Source organism: Candidatus Peribacteria bacterium, assembly GCA_023038255.1.
GTDB lineage: Bacteria > Patescibacteriota > Gracilibacteria > Peribacterales > Peribacteraceae > CALREJ01.
Genome location: CP082927.1, coordinates 813,297 through 828,715, shown reverse-complemented (window position 1 = coordinate 828,715; position 15,419 = coordinate 813,297). Strand labels below are relative to the sequence as shown.

The 15,419-nt window shown below is 52.0% G+C and carries 14 protein-coding genes; 7 read left to right on the top strand and 7 right to left on the bottom strand.

Going from position 1 to position 15,419, the window contains the following annotated elements; translation table 11 throughout:
* Positions 1-150: 150 nt before the first annotated feature.
* From K8942_03945 to lgt, 4 genes are read left to right on the top strand one after another with little or no spacing between them, the layout of a single operon-like run.
* Positions 151-1,098: a glycosyltransferase family 4 protein gene (locus K8942_03945; protein UPA22185.1), complete on the top strand. Its 948-nt coding sequence runs from the start codon at positions 151-153 to the stop codon at positions 1,096-1,098.
* On the top strand, positions 1,076-2,224 hold the full coding sequence (locus K8942_03940) for a glycosyltransferase family 4 protein (protein ID UPA22184.1): 1,149 nt from the start codon (positions 1,076-1,078) through the stop codon (positions 2,222-2,224). Before K8942_03945 ends, K8942_03940 begins: the two co-directional genes overlap by 23 nt.
* Positions 2,225-2,242: 18 nt before the next feature.
* Positions 2,243-3,700 (top strand): hypothetical protein, encoded by a 1,458-nt coding sequence (locus tag K8942_03935; protein ID UPA22183.1) that lies wholly within the window; start codon positions 2,243-2,245, stop codon positions 3,698-3,700.
* Positions 3,697-4,458 carry a prolipoprotein diacylglyceryl transferase gene (lgt, locus tag K8942_03930; protein ID UPA22182.1) on the top strand — a complete coding sequence of 254 codons (762 nt, stop codon included), beginning with the start codon at positions 3,697-3,699 and terminating at the stop codon, positions 4,456-4,458. The genes K8942_03935 and lgt overlap by 4 nt, the downstream gene beginning before the upstream one ends.
* On the opposite strand, the gene K8942_03925 is transcribed toward lgt, so the two are convergent.
* The 4 genes from K8942_03925 to K8942_03910 form a co-directional block, all read right to left on the bottom strand.
* Positions 4,346-5,074, bottom strand: a complete 729-nt coding sequence (locus K8942_03925) for a ribonuclease HII (protein ID UPA23145.1) — start codon at positions 5,072-5,074, stop codon at positions 4,346-4,348. The two genes, lgt and K8942_03925, sit on opposite strands and share 113 nt — an antisense overlap.
* Positions 5,075-5,138: 64 nt before the next feature.
* Entirely contained in the window at positions 5,139-6,446 is a 1,308-nt protein-coding gene (locus K8942_03920; GenBank protein UPA22181.1) for a UDP-N-acetylmuramoyl-L-alanyl-D-glutamate--2,6-diaminopimelate ligase, read from the bottom strand.
* Positions 6,415-6,789, bottom strand: a complete 375-nt coding sequence (locus K8942_03915) for a riboflavin kinase (protein UPA22180.1) — start codon at positions 6,787-6,789, stop codon at positions 6,415-6,417. The genes K8942_03920 and K8942_03915 overlap by 32 nt, the downstream gene beginning before the upstream one ends.
* A gap of 72 nt (positions 6,790-6,861) precedes the next feature.
* Positions 6,862-7,473, bottom strand: coding sequence for a hypothetical protein (locus tag K8942_03910; GenBank protein UPA22179.1), 612 nt, complete (start codon positions 7,471-7,473; stop codon positions 6,862-6,864).
* Between the two features lie 173 nt (positions 7,474-7,646).
* On the opposite strand from K8942_03910, the gene K8942_03905 reads away from it, so the two are divergent.
* From K8942_03905 to ftsZ, 3 genes are all read left to right on the top strand, one after another.
* Positions 7,647-8,579: a hypothetical protein gene (locus K8942_03905; protein ID UPA22178.1), complete on the top strand. Its 933-nt coding sequence runs from the start codon at positions 7,647-7,649 to the stop codon at positions 8,577-8,579.
* A gap of 358 nt (positions 8,580-8,937) precedes the next feature.
* Positions 8,938-10,170 carry a cell division protein FtsA gene (gene ftsA / locus K8942_03900; GenBank protein ID UPA22177.1) on the top strand — a complete coding sequence of 411 codons (1,233 nt, stop codon included), beginning with the start codon at positions 8,938-8,940 and terminating at the stop codon, positions 10,168-10,170.
* Between the two features lie 134 nt (positions 10,171-10,304).
* Positions 10,305-11,459 carry a cell division protein FtsZ gene (gene ftsZ, locus K8942_03895; protein UPA23144.1) on the top strand — a complete coding sequence of 385 codons (1,155 nt, stop codon included), beginning with the start codon at positions 10,305-10,307 and terminating at the stop codon, positions 11,457-11,459.
* 341 nt (positions 11,460-11,800) lie between these two features.
* Here the strand turns inward: ftsZ and dut are convergent, their stop codons facing one another.
* From dut to K8942_03880, 3 genes are read right to left on the bottom strand one after another with little or no spacing between them, the layout of a single operon-like run.
* Positions 11,801-12,244, bottom strand: coding sequence for a dUTP diphosphatase (gene dut / locus K8942_03890; protein ID UPA22176.1), 444 nt, complete (start codon positions 12,242-12,244; stop codon positions 11,801-11,803).
* Positions 12,245-12,261: 17 nt separating this feature from the next.
* Positions 12,262-14,832 carry a hypothetical protein gene (locus K8942_03885; protein UPA22175.1) on the bottom strand — a complete coding sequence of 857 codons (2,571 nt, stop codon included), beginning with the start codon at positions 14,830-14,832 and terminating at the stop codon, positions 12,262-12,264.
* On the bottom strand, positions 14,833-15,330 hold the full coding sequence (locus K8942_03880) for a hypothetical protein (protein ID UPA22174.1): 498 nt from the start codon (positions 15,328-15,330) through the stop codon (positions 14,833-14,835).
* Between the last annotated feature and the right edge of the window lie 89 nt (positions 15,331-15,419).

Genomic DNA, 15,419 nt, shown 5'->3' with positions numbered 1-15,419 from the left:
TGTATCAGTTTCCCTCTAACCCGTAACTCATAACTCATAACCTTTCCTGTACAGTCCTGTTATTCTGCAATTATCATGGTTTTATTTATCACCCGAACGTGGCATGGAATAGGCGGCTTGCAGCGCTTGAGCCGGGATTTGTGGAGGGAGATGGAAAAGAAGTATGGATCGCAGGCAGCAGTCATTCATCCTTCAAAACCTGGGTTTTTGGCGCTGATCGCTTTTGCATGCCGATCGATTTTTCGGGGGCTTCGGGCAGGGCAATCCGTTCATATTCACCTTGGTGATGCATCGCTCTGTCCGCTTGGCGTCATCATCAGTGCGATCACCGGTGCGAGGATATCTGTGACTGTAGCAGGACTCGATGTGATCTATGCCCGATGGTGGTACCAGTGGCTGCTCAGACGATCACTTCCCACAATGCATTGTGTCTGCTGCATCAGTGAAGCAACGGCGATCGAGGTGCGAAAAAGGGGAGTGCGTGATGATCGCATTGTTGTCATCCCTTGCGGTATCAATACATCCAATCTCCCGGTTCGTTCCTCTAATTCTAACCTCAATCCTACCCTTCTCATGATCGGCCGTCTGATTCCGCGCAAAGGCGCCGTCTGGTTTGTGGATCAGGTACTGCCTCCACTCCTCAAGCGTATGCCGCATCTCCAGCTCCGCATTATCGGTGATGGACCCGATCGTCCTTTTCTTGAGCGTCTCATCCGCTGCAATTGCCTCGGCGATCACCTGGTGCTTCTTGGTGCAGTGGATGACGATAGACGGAACAAGGAGATTCTCGCGGCAGATCTGTTCCTCATGCCGAATATTCCGGTGAGCGGAGATACCGAGGGATTCGGCATTGTCTGCATAGAAGCATCGGCCCGCGGACTCCCTGAGGTGGCATCGCGCCTGGAAGGAATCACAGAGGCAGTGATTGAAGGAGAGACCGGACAGTTCTTTAAAGCGGGCGATGTTGATGATTGCATCCGGGTCATTACCGATGCACTGACGTATCCGCTTGATCCTGTTCAGGTTGCAGCCGCGACGAAAGCACACTATGACTGGTCTCATCTGATTGAACGTTATGCAACTGATGTCTTCCGCTAAAAAAACCATCGGCATTGTGAGCTGGGATTTTTCGCATGCAAAAGGGGGGATGGGGCGGTCGATGGAGTGGATTGCGGAGTCCTTGTCTGCGGACTTCGAGGTGGTGGTGGGGACGCCCGGTTATGGGTTACCGGTTACCGGTTACCGGGGCGCTGGGACGTCGCTGCTTTCTTTCACGAAACGGTTTGGTGGACATACGCTTTTCTCTTTATTATTGCCTTTTGTGTTGGGTCGATGGATCAGAAAGCATCGTATTGATTTTCTGATGATGCCCGGTGGGCCGGGTGGGGTTTTTCTCTGGAAGAAGCCAAACATTCCGTACATCTGTTCTGTGTATCACATTTACGAGCAGCAGGCGCGGCTGGTGCCGGGACAGGGTTGGAAGAAAGTCTTCATTCCGTTGGAGAAAAAAACCTATCGCAACGCATCGCTCATTCTCAGTTTCAATACAGACACCCGTCGTGTGCTTGAAGAAACGTATCGTCTCCCCGCGGATCGCATAGTGTCGTTGCCGCATCCGGTCAGTGATACATGGAAAGAGGCATCGACGATCTCCAGGAAAAAAGGGCTGTGTGTCTGCGTTGCACGATTGGAAGAACGGAAAGGAGTGGGGCTTCTGCTGCAAGCCTGGCCGCTTGTTACTGAGAAGCGCCCCGATGCACAGCTGATGATTATCGGACAGGGGATTTTGGCCGATCGTCTGGATGAGCGCATCAGACATCTGCATCACGTCGTCCGCATTCCCGGGTTGCTCTTTTCGGATCTCCTCAGTGTCGTGAAACAGGCAGAAGTGGCCGTGTGTCCTGCGTATCTGGAAGGATTTGGCCTGGCTGCTGCGGAAGCGATGATGGCAGGAACGGCTGTTGTGGCTGCGGAAAGTGAGGGGTTGCGGTGCCTGGTGGGTTATGGGTTATCGGTTATGGGTTATGGGGAACGGGGGTTTTTGTTTGAGAGTGGGAATGCTGAGGAGTGTGCACGGGCTCTGCTTGATGCTTTGAATGATGATCAGCGGCGGGAGAAAGCCATTGATGAAGCAAGGAGCTATGCAGAGCTGCATTTTGATCATCATCGCGCAACGGATGCTTTGCAGCGCGTCATCAACGAAAGGGTGACGAACGGACTCTGAACACGTACTCTTAGGACCATGTTGCTTAGTCCCTATCAGCGCGCATGGGTCGCGAAACACACTGTTCATATTCTCTCAGCTGTTTTTCTGCTGCTCCTGCTCTGTAAATTCTTCTGGTCGTTTTTCCACTACAGCGCACCGCTCGGGTACGACCCCGGCTTCTATCGCTATCTCTTCATCCGCCACGCAGACGGATTTCCGCCGTTCTGGCTTGCGCCGATGGATGGTTGGGCTAAAGGACATCCGCTCGGACTCTTTTTCTTTTCCACTCTCCTCCTGAAGCTCGGTGTGCCGGTGTCATGGCTGCTCGGGTGGATCTGGAATTTGTTTCCCGTTGTGCTGGCGGCAGTGTTTGCGTTGGTAATAGGGAAGAGGGAGGGAAAGATGACGGGCGTCTTGGTGCTCCTTACAGCCCTTCTTTCCATCGCATACTTTGACGGCTTTGCCGCGATGTACTGGAAAACCTACGCGTCACTTCTGTGGTGCGTGGCCACGTACCGGCTGATTGAGAAAAAATCGTGGTGGGCGATTCTGACCGGCATTCTCTGTGTGGCTACACACCATCAGACAGGTTTGCTCTTTGGTCTCGCATTCGGGTCGTGGCTGTTCACTTGCTTTATCGGTGATGCGCGCACCAACCTGCGCGCCGCTTTCCGCACATTCCTGCCGTTTTTTCTGGGGGGATGCGTTATTGTTCTTATCGGCGTGCTCTGGTATCTGCCTGTCTGGAAAGATGCGATTCTGTCCCAATTGCCGGCGCTTCTGAAGGGGGAACAGATATCGGGCGGCAGTTTCCCGCCAGCTCTCTTCTATCTGCAGACAGAAGGCATTCTCCTTGCACTCGGTGCCGTCGGTTTTGCGCTCAGTATCAAGCGCGAACGGTTTACATTGTGGCAGCTGTCGGTACTCTGGAGCTTGCTGTTTGTTGTGGCACGGCTGCTCTTCTACCGCCGCTTTTTCCTGCAGCTCGATTTCTTCCTGCTGCCGTTTGCCGCGATTGCTATCCGTGCGTTCTGGATGCGGTTTTCACGGCCTGTGTATCGCGGGGTCCTCGTCTGCGCTCTTCTGGTGCAGGCTGCCATCATGATCAGTGTCATGCCTCTGCGTGGACCAATGACAGATCCTGCTGATTTCGATGCCATTAACACATTTGCAGACCATATTCCCGCGGATGCGCTGATTATTGGACTGGATAACAAAACAGTCACGCAGCTCCGCGGCTGGTTGCCGTATGCCCGTATTGCAGGTCCGGGTCTTTTTGACAACGCCTGGACGTACAGTGAGTGGGAGACTTTCCTGATGGGGACGCACGAAGATCGTGTCCGGATGCTCTCGATCTATTCCGGCACTGTCTATATTTATGTCTCGCAGTTTTTCCAGGATTACTATGGAGAGTCCGTCGCCGGATTTATGAGTGATCCGTGTTTTACCCCAACCGAGTACCCGCGCTTCTTTACCGTTTCCTGCCTTCCATGATTTCCTTTTTCCCGTCCCGCACCGTTGCGCTGGAACTTTTCGGATTTGGCATTCACTGGTATGGACTTCTGTATTTTGCCGCGTTTGTTCTTGCATGGTTTCTGGTGCCGCATCTGCAGAAATACCGGCAACTCACTCTGTCTGCAGACAACTGGTCATCCCTTATTTCCGCAGCGGTGATCGGCGTGATTGTCGGCGGCAGACTCGGTTATGTCTTTTTCTACGCACCATCGTATTATCTTGAGAATCCTCTGCAGATCTTTGCAGTCTGGAACGGGGGAATGGCATCACATGGGGGATTCATCGGCGTGGCGATCGCGATGCTTTTTGTCCTGCGCAAAAAAACCTGGGATGACATTCTGCGCATTGCAGACGTGATCGTGATCCCGGTTGCCATCGGTCTCGGCCTCGGACGTCTTGGAAATTTCATCAATCAGGAGCTCTACGGAACTGTCACATCTCTTCCCTGGGGCATGAATTTTCCGGGCGCAGACGGACTCCGTCATCCGATTCAGCTGTATGACTTTGCAGCCATGATGCTTCTGGCAGCAGCGCTTTTTCTTTCCCTGCGGTCTTCAGTAAAACCCGGCCGGACACTCGCACTTTTCCTCATTCTCTACAGCATTGTCCGTATTCTGATTGAATTCATTCGCGACCAGGCTGGTGTGCCGGTGTATATCCTGACAGAAGGGCAGTGGCTGACGATTCCGATACTGGTTTTGGGCTTGATGTTGTTTGTAAAAAAGGGGAATCGCTGAGAATATTTCTCAGGTAACTCCGCCGATGCAATGCACATGGTCCATGCATTTTAATAGCCGCAATATGATCACTCGATCCGTAGCCTTTGTGTCCCTCAAAGCCGTACTGCGGAAATTTCTGTGAGGCTTCCATCATCAGCCGGTCCCGCGTCACTTTTGCGATAATAGACCCTGCTGCAATGCAGGCTTCTTTGTCGTCTCCTTTGATGATCGACGTGTGCGGATAATCGAACCAGAAGGCATCGCGGCCGTCGACGAGCAGATAGGTCGGTGTAATCTTTTCGGCAACCATCGCCAGAGCCATCCGCATCGCCTCGTTCGTTGCTTCCAGAATGCCGATCCGGTCAATCGCTTCGGCAGACACAATCCCAAATCCCCACGCACAGTTTTCGGTTATCCATGTGTAGGCTTTTTCTCTGTGATGTGCGGTTAACGCTTTGCTGTCGCCAATAATAATGTCATCACTGATTGCCCGTTTATGCGGTGACCACGCGCCATAGGATCGCCGGCGGTTATAGAGGGGTAGGGGAATATGACACGCACCTGCAACCACCGGACCGGCGAGGGGGCCACGGCCTGCTTCATCAATGCCGACAATCACTGGTACTGGATGTATGAATGATGAGTTATGAATTATGGCTCCATTGTATTTCCATAATTCATAATTCTTAAATCGTAATTCACGAGTGTGACAAAAGTGTCTTTACGATCTCTCTCTCATTCCATGGCACTTGCCCATTTTTTACCCACATGGTCGTATCCGATCCCTTGCCGCACAGAATCACGATGTCATCTTTTTTGGCTTCCTTCAGCAGGAATTCTATAGCCTCTTTACGGTCAGACATGCGGTGGGCTTTTGTTTTGGACTGATCAATTCCCGCCCACACGTCATCGATAATTTTTTCCGGATCTTCCGTGTACGGATCTTCATTGGTGACAACCAAGACATCAGCGTAGTTGCTTGCAATCTTTCCGATGACCGGACGCTTTTCTTTCATGCGGTCGCCGCAGCTTCCCATTAGGACAAGTAAGCGCTTATCGGCAGGCAACATTGCTTTGAGAGTCGAAAGCGTTGCTTCATAGGACTGCGGTGTCACCGTAAAGTCGATGAAGACCGAAAAATCCTGGCCGGCATCAATCCGTTCCATGCGGCCTGGGATTCCGGTGAAACTTTTCAGGGCAAGCGTGCATTGGTTCACGTCCACTCCTGCCGCATGCGCGCAGCTGAGTGCACAGAGCGCATTCTGAATATTGAAAGCGCCGGGAATACTGAGAGTCAGGGGATCGAGGATGTCTGCCGTTGTCGTGAACAGTTCTGCAGATGCTCCACGCGGATGTACCTGCACCGGACCTGTCCAGATACCCAGATGATGCAGATCAGATGATGCATCGAAGGGGCGGACAGCACTGTAACTAATCGACCATTCTGTTGGGATGTTGCTGTATGCACCATATGTCCGGTCATCTGCATTGAGAATTTTTGCACCGCCTTTTTTTTGCAGCATTCTGAAGAGCAGTCCCTTTGCCCGGATATATTCCTGCATGGTTCCGTGGTAATCGAGATGCTCCTCGCTCACATTCGTAATCGCTCCAATTAACGGATAGGTAAAGTGCGTTCGTCCCTGAATCAATCCGTGCGATGAATATTCCAGCACTGCATGTGTACACCCCTCACGAATCAGCTGACGCAGGAACTTCTGGATGATGAAAGGGTTGGGTGATGTCTTCTGTGTGGCATTCCAGGTGATGTCGGTTTTGATCTGAAAGAAGGCTGTCGACAGCGCACCTGTCGGAATCTCGTTGGCGTTCAGAATATGCGCGATCATACCCACTGTGGTGGTCTTTCCATCGGTTCCCGTCACGCCAATCACCGTCAGTTTCTTCGCCGGAAAACCGTAGCGCACGGCGGCAGTCAGAGCTTTGGATTTGTGCCAGAGGAGCCGCACGGGATGCTGCTCAGGAATCAGTTTTTTCAGACGGTGCAACATACGTCTCCAGAATACCACGAGCCTTGGCAATATCGTCGTTGATTTGGGCTATTAAAGCGGCTTCAGAAGGGAAATCCTGTACAGGACGGAGATAGGCAGCAATCTCTACTGCAATCATGGCTGGGGCATCGCTCATCGTTTCATCAAGCAGATGTACTTCGCAGGAAGCCGTATCTTTATGAACAGGGCGCGGCCCGTAATGCATGGCAGCATCGTAGATCGCATTATTAATGATCACTTTGCATGCATAAATCCCTTCTTTCAGATCGCCCGGAACATCAGCTAAATCAAGGTTGAGAGTCGGCGTCCCCATCCCTTTTCCTCTACCAGAACCGGTGATCACAGATGCACTAAACCGCATGAAAAAACTATATCAACAAATCCCCATAACCCATAACCAATAACCCATAACCCGTCACTTCGAAGTCCGTTCCATGCATGACTTCTGAATCGTCTTCCAGTCGTATGGGAAGCGGAAGGTTTCGAGCGCACGGACAATCGCACCATAGGCATGCCATACCGTCTGCTTTTCATACAAAAATCCCTCACCACTTTCCTGGTTCGGGTCGTAAGCCTTGATGCTCTTGGTTATCGGGCAGAGGGGGATTGTGCCGTAGCAGAGGGCTGCCTCGAGCTCCGGCATTCCTGTTGCGTCGCTCAGGAAGAGAGCCATGTCCGCAGCGGCAAACATTTTGCGGATGTGCTTTTCGTCGTTCGGGACAATCGCAATGCGGTGACTGTGTTCCTTTGCAATGTCTGTGAGGAACGCGCCGAATTCTGCAGAGCCTTTTCCGAGAATCACAATTTCAATCGGCAGAGCGAGCAGTCCCGGGATCAATTCCTTCAATAAATTGCCGCCCAGCTTTTCACTCATTCCAGTCGGGAGACACACCATCGCGCGCTTCGGCTCGGGGGTCCAGCCCAGTTCTTCCTGCAGCGCCACTTTGTTCTGCGCTTTCAGCTCGAGCGAATCCATTGCGTATTTCTTCGCAATAGCGGTATCGGTGGCAGGGGACAGATTTGTCATGGGTGTTTTGGTGTGAATGTTTCCTCTCATTATAGCGAAAAACACGATTTCCGGAAAGTCTGCTGGTCTTGTAAAAAACATAAAATAGTACGTCTTACTATATGTTTCTTTGCAGGTTTTATGGGTAGGATAGGCCTATAGAACATTTAGTCCTTATTGATGGCCACCACCTCATGTACCGCGCGTACTGGGCTATTCCGCGAACTCTCAGCACACCGCAGGGGGAACAGGTGAATACGGTGTTTGGGATGGCATCCATGCTGCTGCATATCCTTAAAAAAGAGGAGCCGACCCATCTCCTCGTATGTTTCGATGCCGGTGAGGAGACCTTCCGTCACGAGGAAAATGAGACCTATAAAGATGGTCGTGCCGAAACGCCGGACGATTTCTACAGCCAGATTCCGCGCGTCATGCAGCTGGTGGATGCGATGGGCATCAAACACATCAGCAATAAAAGATATGAGGCGGATGATCTGCTCTGCACCTACGCAAAAGCCGGAGAAGAAAAGGGAATGAAAGTGACGATTGTGACCGGTGACCGCGATGCCTTCCAGCTTGCCACAGACAAGGTCCACATTGCGATTCCCCACAGCGGCTACCTGAATGCGGAATATCTGGGCCCCAAAGAAATAGAGGCCAAGTACGGTATCCGACCCGATCAGGTTCCTGCATACAAAGGACTGGTGGGCGATGCGTCGGATAACCTGCCCGGCGTGAAGGGCATCGGCCCGAAAACGGCTGCAGAGCTGCTCCAGAAATACCAGACGCTCGAAGCGGTGTACGAGAATCTTGCAGAGATCCGTCCTGCTGTGCGCGCGAAGCTGGAAGCAGACAAGGAACAGGCTTTTTTCTGCCAGCATATGGCACTTCTGATTTGTGATATTCCACTCGCTGCATCGTTTGAGGAGATCCGCGTGCAAGGACTCTCCGCTGATCCCATCCTGGCCTTCTTCAAGCTTGTGAATTTCACCATGCTGACGAGGCGTTTCCGCGAGTTCCTGCAGACACCGTTCGGGCAGACTGCGTACTACGCAGTGTCTGATATTTTCAGTGAAAACCCGGCATCAGATGAGCCGAAAGCAGACGATCAGTTGGCGCTTTTTTAGAGCATTTCGTTTTTGCCGGATGGGAGAGGTGTAAATCTTCTGTGTGGCTGATGTGAGTCATTTTTTCGTGTATGTATTTTCAGAAAAAATCTGGTTGAAAATCCGATTGTCATCTTTTGTTATGTTCACAGAATGTGCACATTTATTTTTCGCCTACTTTTTGATTGAATACATTTGTAGGTTCAGACCTAGTACAGGCCAAAATATTTGTATACGCGTTGTGTTCAGTCATCAGCAGTTCGAGTACGAAACGTAGTCGTTCGCTCTTGCGCTGTTCTCCGTTGCATCCGTACACTTGGGACCATTGTTTCGGTGATGTTTCAGAGGTGTTTTGACTTCTTTTCTTTCCTTCACTCTTATGCCCAAGGAACGCGTGCTCGCCAGTCTTGATATTGGCAGTTCAAAAATTCGTACAGTTGTTGCCATTACCGAAGGTGGCCAGGAACAGGGTGTGCCGAATGTCATCGGTGTCGGTGTCTCTCCGTCCATGGGTATCCGCAAGGGTCAGGTCATTGATGTCGAAGAACTCATCCACAACATCATCTCTTCCCTGGAAGATGCTGAGCGCATGGCCGGCGTGCCGGTGAACCATGTGTTTGTCGGCATGAGCGGATCGCACATCGAGTCCTTCGATAGCCGTGGCGTCATTGCCATTTCCGGCTCCGAAATCACGATGGATGACGTTGCCCGCGTTCTTGAAGCGGCTCAGGCTGTCAGTATTCCGCCAAACCGCCGCATTCTGCACATTGAACCAAAAGCGTACGCGGTCGACGAACAGCGCGGCATCAAGAATCCGGTTGGTATGACAGGCATCCGCCTCGAGGTGGAAGCGCATATCATCACCGGTCATGTCCAGCATGTGAAGAACCTTGAAAAGTGCATCTCCCAGGCCGGAGTGGATATCGACGCTCTTGTCCCGTCCACTATTGCCGCTGCAGAAGCAACGCTTAGCAAGCGTCAGAAGGAACTCGGGGTTGTGGTCATTGACGTCGGTGCCGGTTGCACCAGCGTTGCCGTGTTTGAAGAGGGAACCATCCTGCACTCCATCGGACTTCCGGTTGCGGGTGAGATGGTGACAAACGATATTGCCATCGGACTCCGTACGTCGGTCGATACCGCTGAGCGCATCAAAATTGAATTCGGATCTGTGCTGCCGCAGGAGATTAACGAGCGCGACACGATCGATCTTTCGTCCATCTCCCGCGTCGACACACAGACAGTTAGCAAGCGTTATATGGCTGAGATCATGCAGGCACGCTACTACGAAATTTTCTCTCTGGTGAAAGCAGAACTCGTCCGCCTCGGACGCAGCGGCATGTTGCCGGCTGGTGCTGTGCTCACGGGTGCAGCAGTGAAAGCTCCTGGCGTGCTCGACCTCGCCCGCGATGTTCTCGGGCTGCCGGTCCAGATGGGCTTCCCGGTTGATATCGGTGGTGTCATTGAGAAAGTCGACGATCCTGCCTACGCAACGTCTCTCGGTACCCTTATCTGGGGACTCCGTGAAGGAGACGGTATGTCTTCCGCTGGAAACTTCCAGATGAAGCGCGTTGCTGCCCAGGTCGGTTCCTGGTTCAAGAGTCTTCTCCCGTAAAACTTTTTCCTTTTCTCCCATCTTCTTTTCCCCATCTCCCCATGTCAGATACATTCCGCTCCCTCTTCTCCGGCCAAAAAGGAGCACAGCCCGGCCGCGCAGGCGCCGTGCCGGATCCCGCAGATCCAGCAGCAATGTCGCGCGAAGTGCGCCCTGACGCATTGCCCGGTGCCCTCATCCGCGTTCTTGGAACCGGAGGTGCCGGCTCAAACGCCGTTGCACGCATGGTGACGGGAAAAGTGCAGGGTGTTGAGTTTATTGCCGTCAATACCGATATTCAGGCCATTTACCACAACCCGGCTGGCAAGAAAATCACGATCGGACGCGGGACAACCCGTGGTCTTGGTGCCGGTGCAAACCCGGAGATTGGAAAGAGCGCCGCTCAGGAAAGCCTGGAGGAAATCAAAGCTGCTCTCGAAGGAACAGACATGCTCTTTATTACAGCGGGTCTCGGAGGAGGAACGGGAACAGGAAGCATCGGTATCATTGCCGAGCTTGCCCGCAGCATGGGAATCCTCACGGTGGGAGTCGTCACCAAGCCGTTCAGCTTTGAAGGTCTCAAGCGCCGCAAGAATGCAGAAGAGGCCCTCGAGAACCTGAAGGGAAAAGTCGACACACTCATCACCATCCCGAACGACAAAATCCTCTCGATTATCGACAAGACAACGCCGCTGACCGAAGCATTCGAAGTGGTCGATGAAGTGCTCCAGCATGCCATTGAAGGTATCTCCAGCCTCATCACCCAGCACGGTCTTGTGAACGTCGACTTCGCCGACGTCCGCACGATCATGCAGGACGGTGGAACCACCCTCATGGGTATCGGATACGGAACCGGCGACAGCCGCGCTGCAGAAGCTGCCCGCGCTGCCATCGACAGCCCGCTTCTTGATCTCAGTATCAGCGGCGCAAAGGGTATCCTCTTTAACATTACCGGTGGAAATGACCTCAGCATGTTCGAAGTGGACGAGGCTGCACGCATCATTACCGAAACCGCAGCACCGGAAGCAACGATCATCTTCGGAGCTGTCATTGACGAAAACTACACAGGTCAAGTGAAGTGTACGGTGATTGCCACAGGCTTCGATCCTGCAGAAAGCCAGTCCACGCCGTCATTTGCAACTCCTGCACAGCGCTACCTGACAAAGGCAGCCGGACCCTCCGCACCTATGACAGACCGCGCCCCGGGTTTCAAAGACGACAAACTTGAGCCTATGAAGTCCAGCGCTCCGCAGTTGAATGAGGAGGAATTGGAAGTCCCGGCGTTCATGCGCAAGCCGATTAGCAAATAATTCTGGCATTTTGCCTCCCCGCCCCCCTCCGAGCTGCCCACACGCCGCCGGAGAGGGGAGTTTCGGGTATCAATAAAAAGAAGTTCCACCAGAAACATTTTCACGAAGTGAAAATGAAGCCGCGTCGTGATAGACCTCACAGTCTAAGAGGCACAAGGGGTGGCCCCCGGCACCAAGGAGGGGTGTTGCGGCAGGTGGAGAGGCGTTTGGTGCCGGTGCGTTTCTTTGGTTCTTTCTTGTCGGGCAGACAAGAAAGAACAGGCCCATGCTTCGAGTGTCCTCAGCATGACACGGAACACCCTTCGACCAACTTTCGCTGAAGCTACGGCTGGCTCGCGAGCTCAGTGTGACACGGCGTGCCCCGTCGACCCAAACCCACCTCTTGTCTCCGCTCCATGGGAATCTACTTCCTCCCAGATCGCCGTTTCCACCTTCACAAAAATACCCTGCGCAATGCGTTCGCCGCGTTCGACGGTGACCGGCGCATCCGTGATGTTCTGCACCTGCACTTTGAGCTCATCTTCATCTCCATGATAATCCTGGTCAATCACGCCAATGCCATGCGGGCAGACGAGTCCTTTTTTGCGTGGCAATGACGAGCGAGCGATCAGAAACAGCGCGTATCCTTCGGGCACTTTCACAATGACATTTCCCGGCACCAGCGCGATCTTTCCGGGTTCTATCACCGTTGTTTCGCGGGTCACCAGATCAAATCCCACAGCGCCTGCGGATTCGTATTTGGGAAGAGGGAGAGTGGTGTCGAGGCGTTTGATGGAGATGTGCATGCACGCAGCCTACCGCATCAGGCGCCTGTTGTCGTGGATTTTTCGGGAGCCTTCGCTGGAGCGATGGGGGTGTCTTTCAGAGCCACAGGCTTATCACCACCTCCTGCCACAGTCTTCATATAGAACGGTTTGAAGAATTTCTGAAGCTGTTCTGTGAGGAGTTTCACGATTTCCGGGTTTGCATTTTGCATGACGTTCCAACTTAGCAATCCTGCTGCAACAAGGCTGGCGAGAGCAGGCTTTCCTGTGCGGGTGTCCATGGTATAGAGCTGCTTTGTGGCCTGGCCGTCTTTCATAAAGGACGAGAAGTGCAGGTTCATTTTTTCACTGATTTCTGCGCAATAGTTTGCATGTGCGTCCCTAAGAGATGGAATTTTTCCGAGACGTTCCTCCATGGAAATGAGGTTACTGAGGAATGGCATAACCCATTTTTCCTCTTTGAATTCACGTGTGGATGTATAGGCAAGAATTTCTTTGAAAGTAACTTCCGGGAGCATCGTTTTTTCTGTGTCTTCAATAGCGAAGTCCGGATCTTCTTTATGCGGATTTGCAGCAGATGCGAAGGTGTCTTTCGCCATTTTCCGGTATTCCTTGAACCGTGATTCGAAAATATTGATATGACCTCCCGGCAACTCAATAATTCCACCCGCCAGCACTCTCGCAAGCACTTCGTTGAGACGCTGTTTACCGGAGTGACTATTGGCATTAATTGAAGGATCTTTTGCCAGAATATCTTTCTCAATAATGTTGAAGTACTTCATGGCAGTTTTATCCAGAATGCTTTCGTCGGGTGCACCGTTGGGATCTCCGGATAGTGCCCATTGCTTGAGTTCACGACGGTATCTCTTCGCCCAACCCATTGTGAAGGCCGTGTTATACATACTCAATTTACCGATAATATCGAAGAAGGAGACCGGTGTATTTCTGCGGAGAGTCGGATATTCACGCAGCTTCGACATAATGGTTGTAAAGAGCCATGCGGCAACGGCTCCATCGAGACCGCGTTCCATCGCACGTTCTGCAATACCCGCAGCTGCCCAGAGGTTATGTTCATCCATTTCGTGTTCCACAAGACGGATAAAGCGGGGCACGTTTTCAATGTCGTTTTCCATGTCGTGACCGTGTTTCTTTTCGTGGTCACGTCCGTGGGAGTTATCACCACGCAGCTTGATGAAGTAGTTGGAAATCTTCGCGTCGTCACCGGCCCAGTCGGAACAGATATCGGCAACCGGAACGCCGTAAATCGGGTGATCATGGTTATCCAGATCATCATCAATGTCGTAGAGGAAGCCGCGTTCAGCAGCCCACGAAAGAATACCGCGCAGTTTGTTCGGGTTATTTTTCTTGCGCCAGATATCGAACACACCACCTTCTCCGAAGACTGTTTCCCAGTTGGCGTGGTTATCGGCCAGTGTCTCTTTCATGCCCTTTTCTTCCTCGCCGTCTTTGGCATCGAGCTGTTGTCCGAGGATGGTATCCACTTCCTGTCCGTAGAAGGGGAAGATGTCGAACGGTTTCATCGCGAGACCGATATTTCTCGCGACACCCGCACTGATACGGTCACCGCGCGTTTCCCAGGTGGATTTCACGGCGTTCCAGTACTTGCTAACACCGTTCAGATAATCGTTGATGGATACCCAGCGGATGGCATGGAACATCTGTGCAAAGCCGCCATCTGCATCCAGTTCTTCAATTTTTGCGTCAGCATCAATTTTCTTGATCTGCTTTTCCACCTTATCGACATGGTCTTCCTGCTGCTTCAGGTATTTCTCCATCTGATCGTACGTATTCATTCTGGAGCTCATCCAGTCCTCAACCTGAACGTGTTGCATGAGTCGCTGAATGGTGACGATTCTGTCTGATTCATTCAGCAGGAACCATTCATCTTTTGTTGTTGCTGTATACGGCCTGCTTTGCGATGCAGCTTCTTCTTCTGTGAGGGGATAGGCGGTTTGATCCTCCTGAATGGTTGTCAGACTTCCGATTGCTGCACCAATATCATGGAAACCATACGGGAGCGTTTTCATGTAATCTTCCTGCTGGACCAGAAAATCATGCGGCGCAACTTCACCGCTCCAGAATGTCTGGAGAGCTGTCGCAAAATCTTTTTCTTTGGTCGTGTTAAACGCTTCACGGTTAATGAGTTTGAGGTCAGACTTCCAGCGGAGTACCTGATCCGGAGGGCAGAACTTCTCGATTTTTTCAAGCACAGCCGGATCAGACATGCGCGTCTTCAGATCACCCAGTCTCTGGCTGTTCTCGGTCGCTTTTTTGATGATGGCCTCAAATTTCTGCGTCATGATTTCCTTTTCCATTTTCTGTTTTTCTTTATCGTTCATGAGCTTGCCGACCTGGTCCTTTGTTTCTTCCGTTCCTTTTTTTACAGTCTTCTCCGGTTCCGGCGTCGGGAGAACGGTGCCTTTGTTTACCGCTGCCTCCATGTCTTTGTCTGTCACATCTGCATCTTTGTTTTCAACAACAGCATCATCTTTTTTCTGATTCTGATCTTCTGCAAACGACAGAAGACGGGCCTCCCGTTCGGGGGTCCGTTTGGTTGCGTTGTGCCAGAGCTTTCGCGTCGGCAACATTTACAGTTTAGCGGTACGGACTAAAGCGTCAAGTAAACTCTCCTTTTTATCTTTTAACTCCGAAATATACGGTCCGATCAGCATGCGCAATTGTGTGAGATCCTGTCCGTTTGTCTGGATCAGAATGTCGGAGCTGCGTTTTGCTTTCGGAACGAAATGAATTTCTGTATAGCCCGGGGTCTCAAGAATCCAGAATCCCGCGAGATCTTCCCAGCGTGTGAATGACTTCTCGAGAAGGACACCTCCTGTGGTGAGTGTCATTGTTTTGAGTGGCGGCACATGATCGCGCATCAGGTAGTACATGGCGCCACACAGAAGAATCACAATCGTGAACGGCCAGGAGCCAGTCAGAATGCCGTACACTGCTCCAATCAGAACAGCAACTCCACCGACGATGTACCACTGTTTCGTGCGTTCATGTCTTGGGAGAACCGGTGCCTGCCACGAGGTGAGCGTGGTCTGCTGTTCCAGCGGGACGGATGGTGAGACGTCTGTCATATGTTTGTGTGTGAATAAATCCTCTTATTATAGCAAAAAACGGCACTTTCTGCCTCGGGCTGGGGTTGCTAATTATCAGTAATATTTTA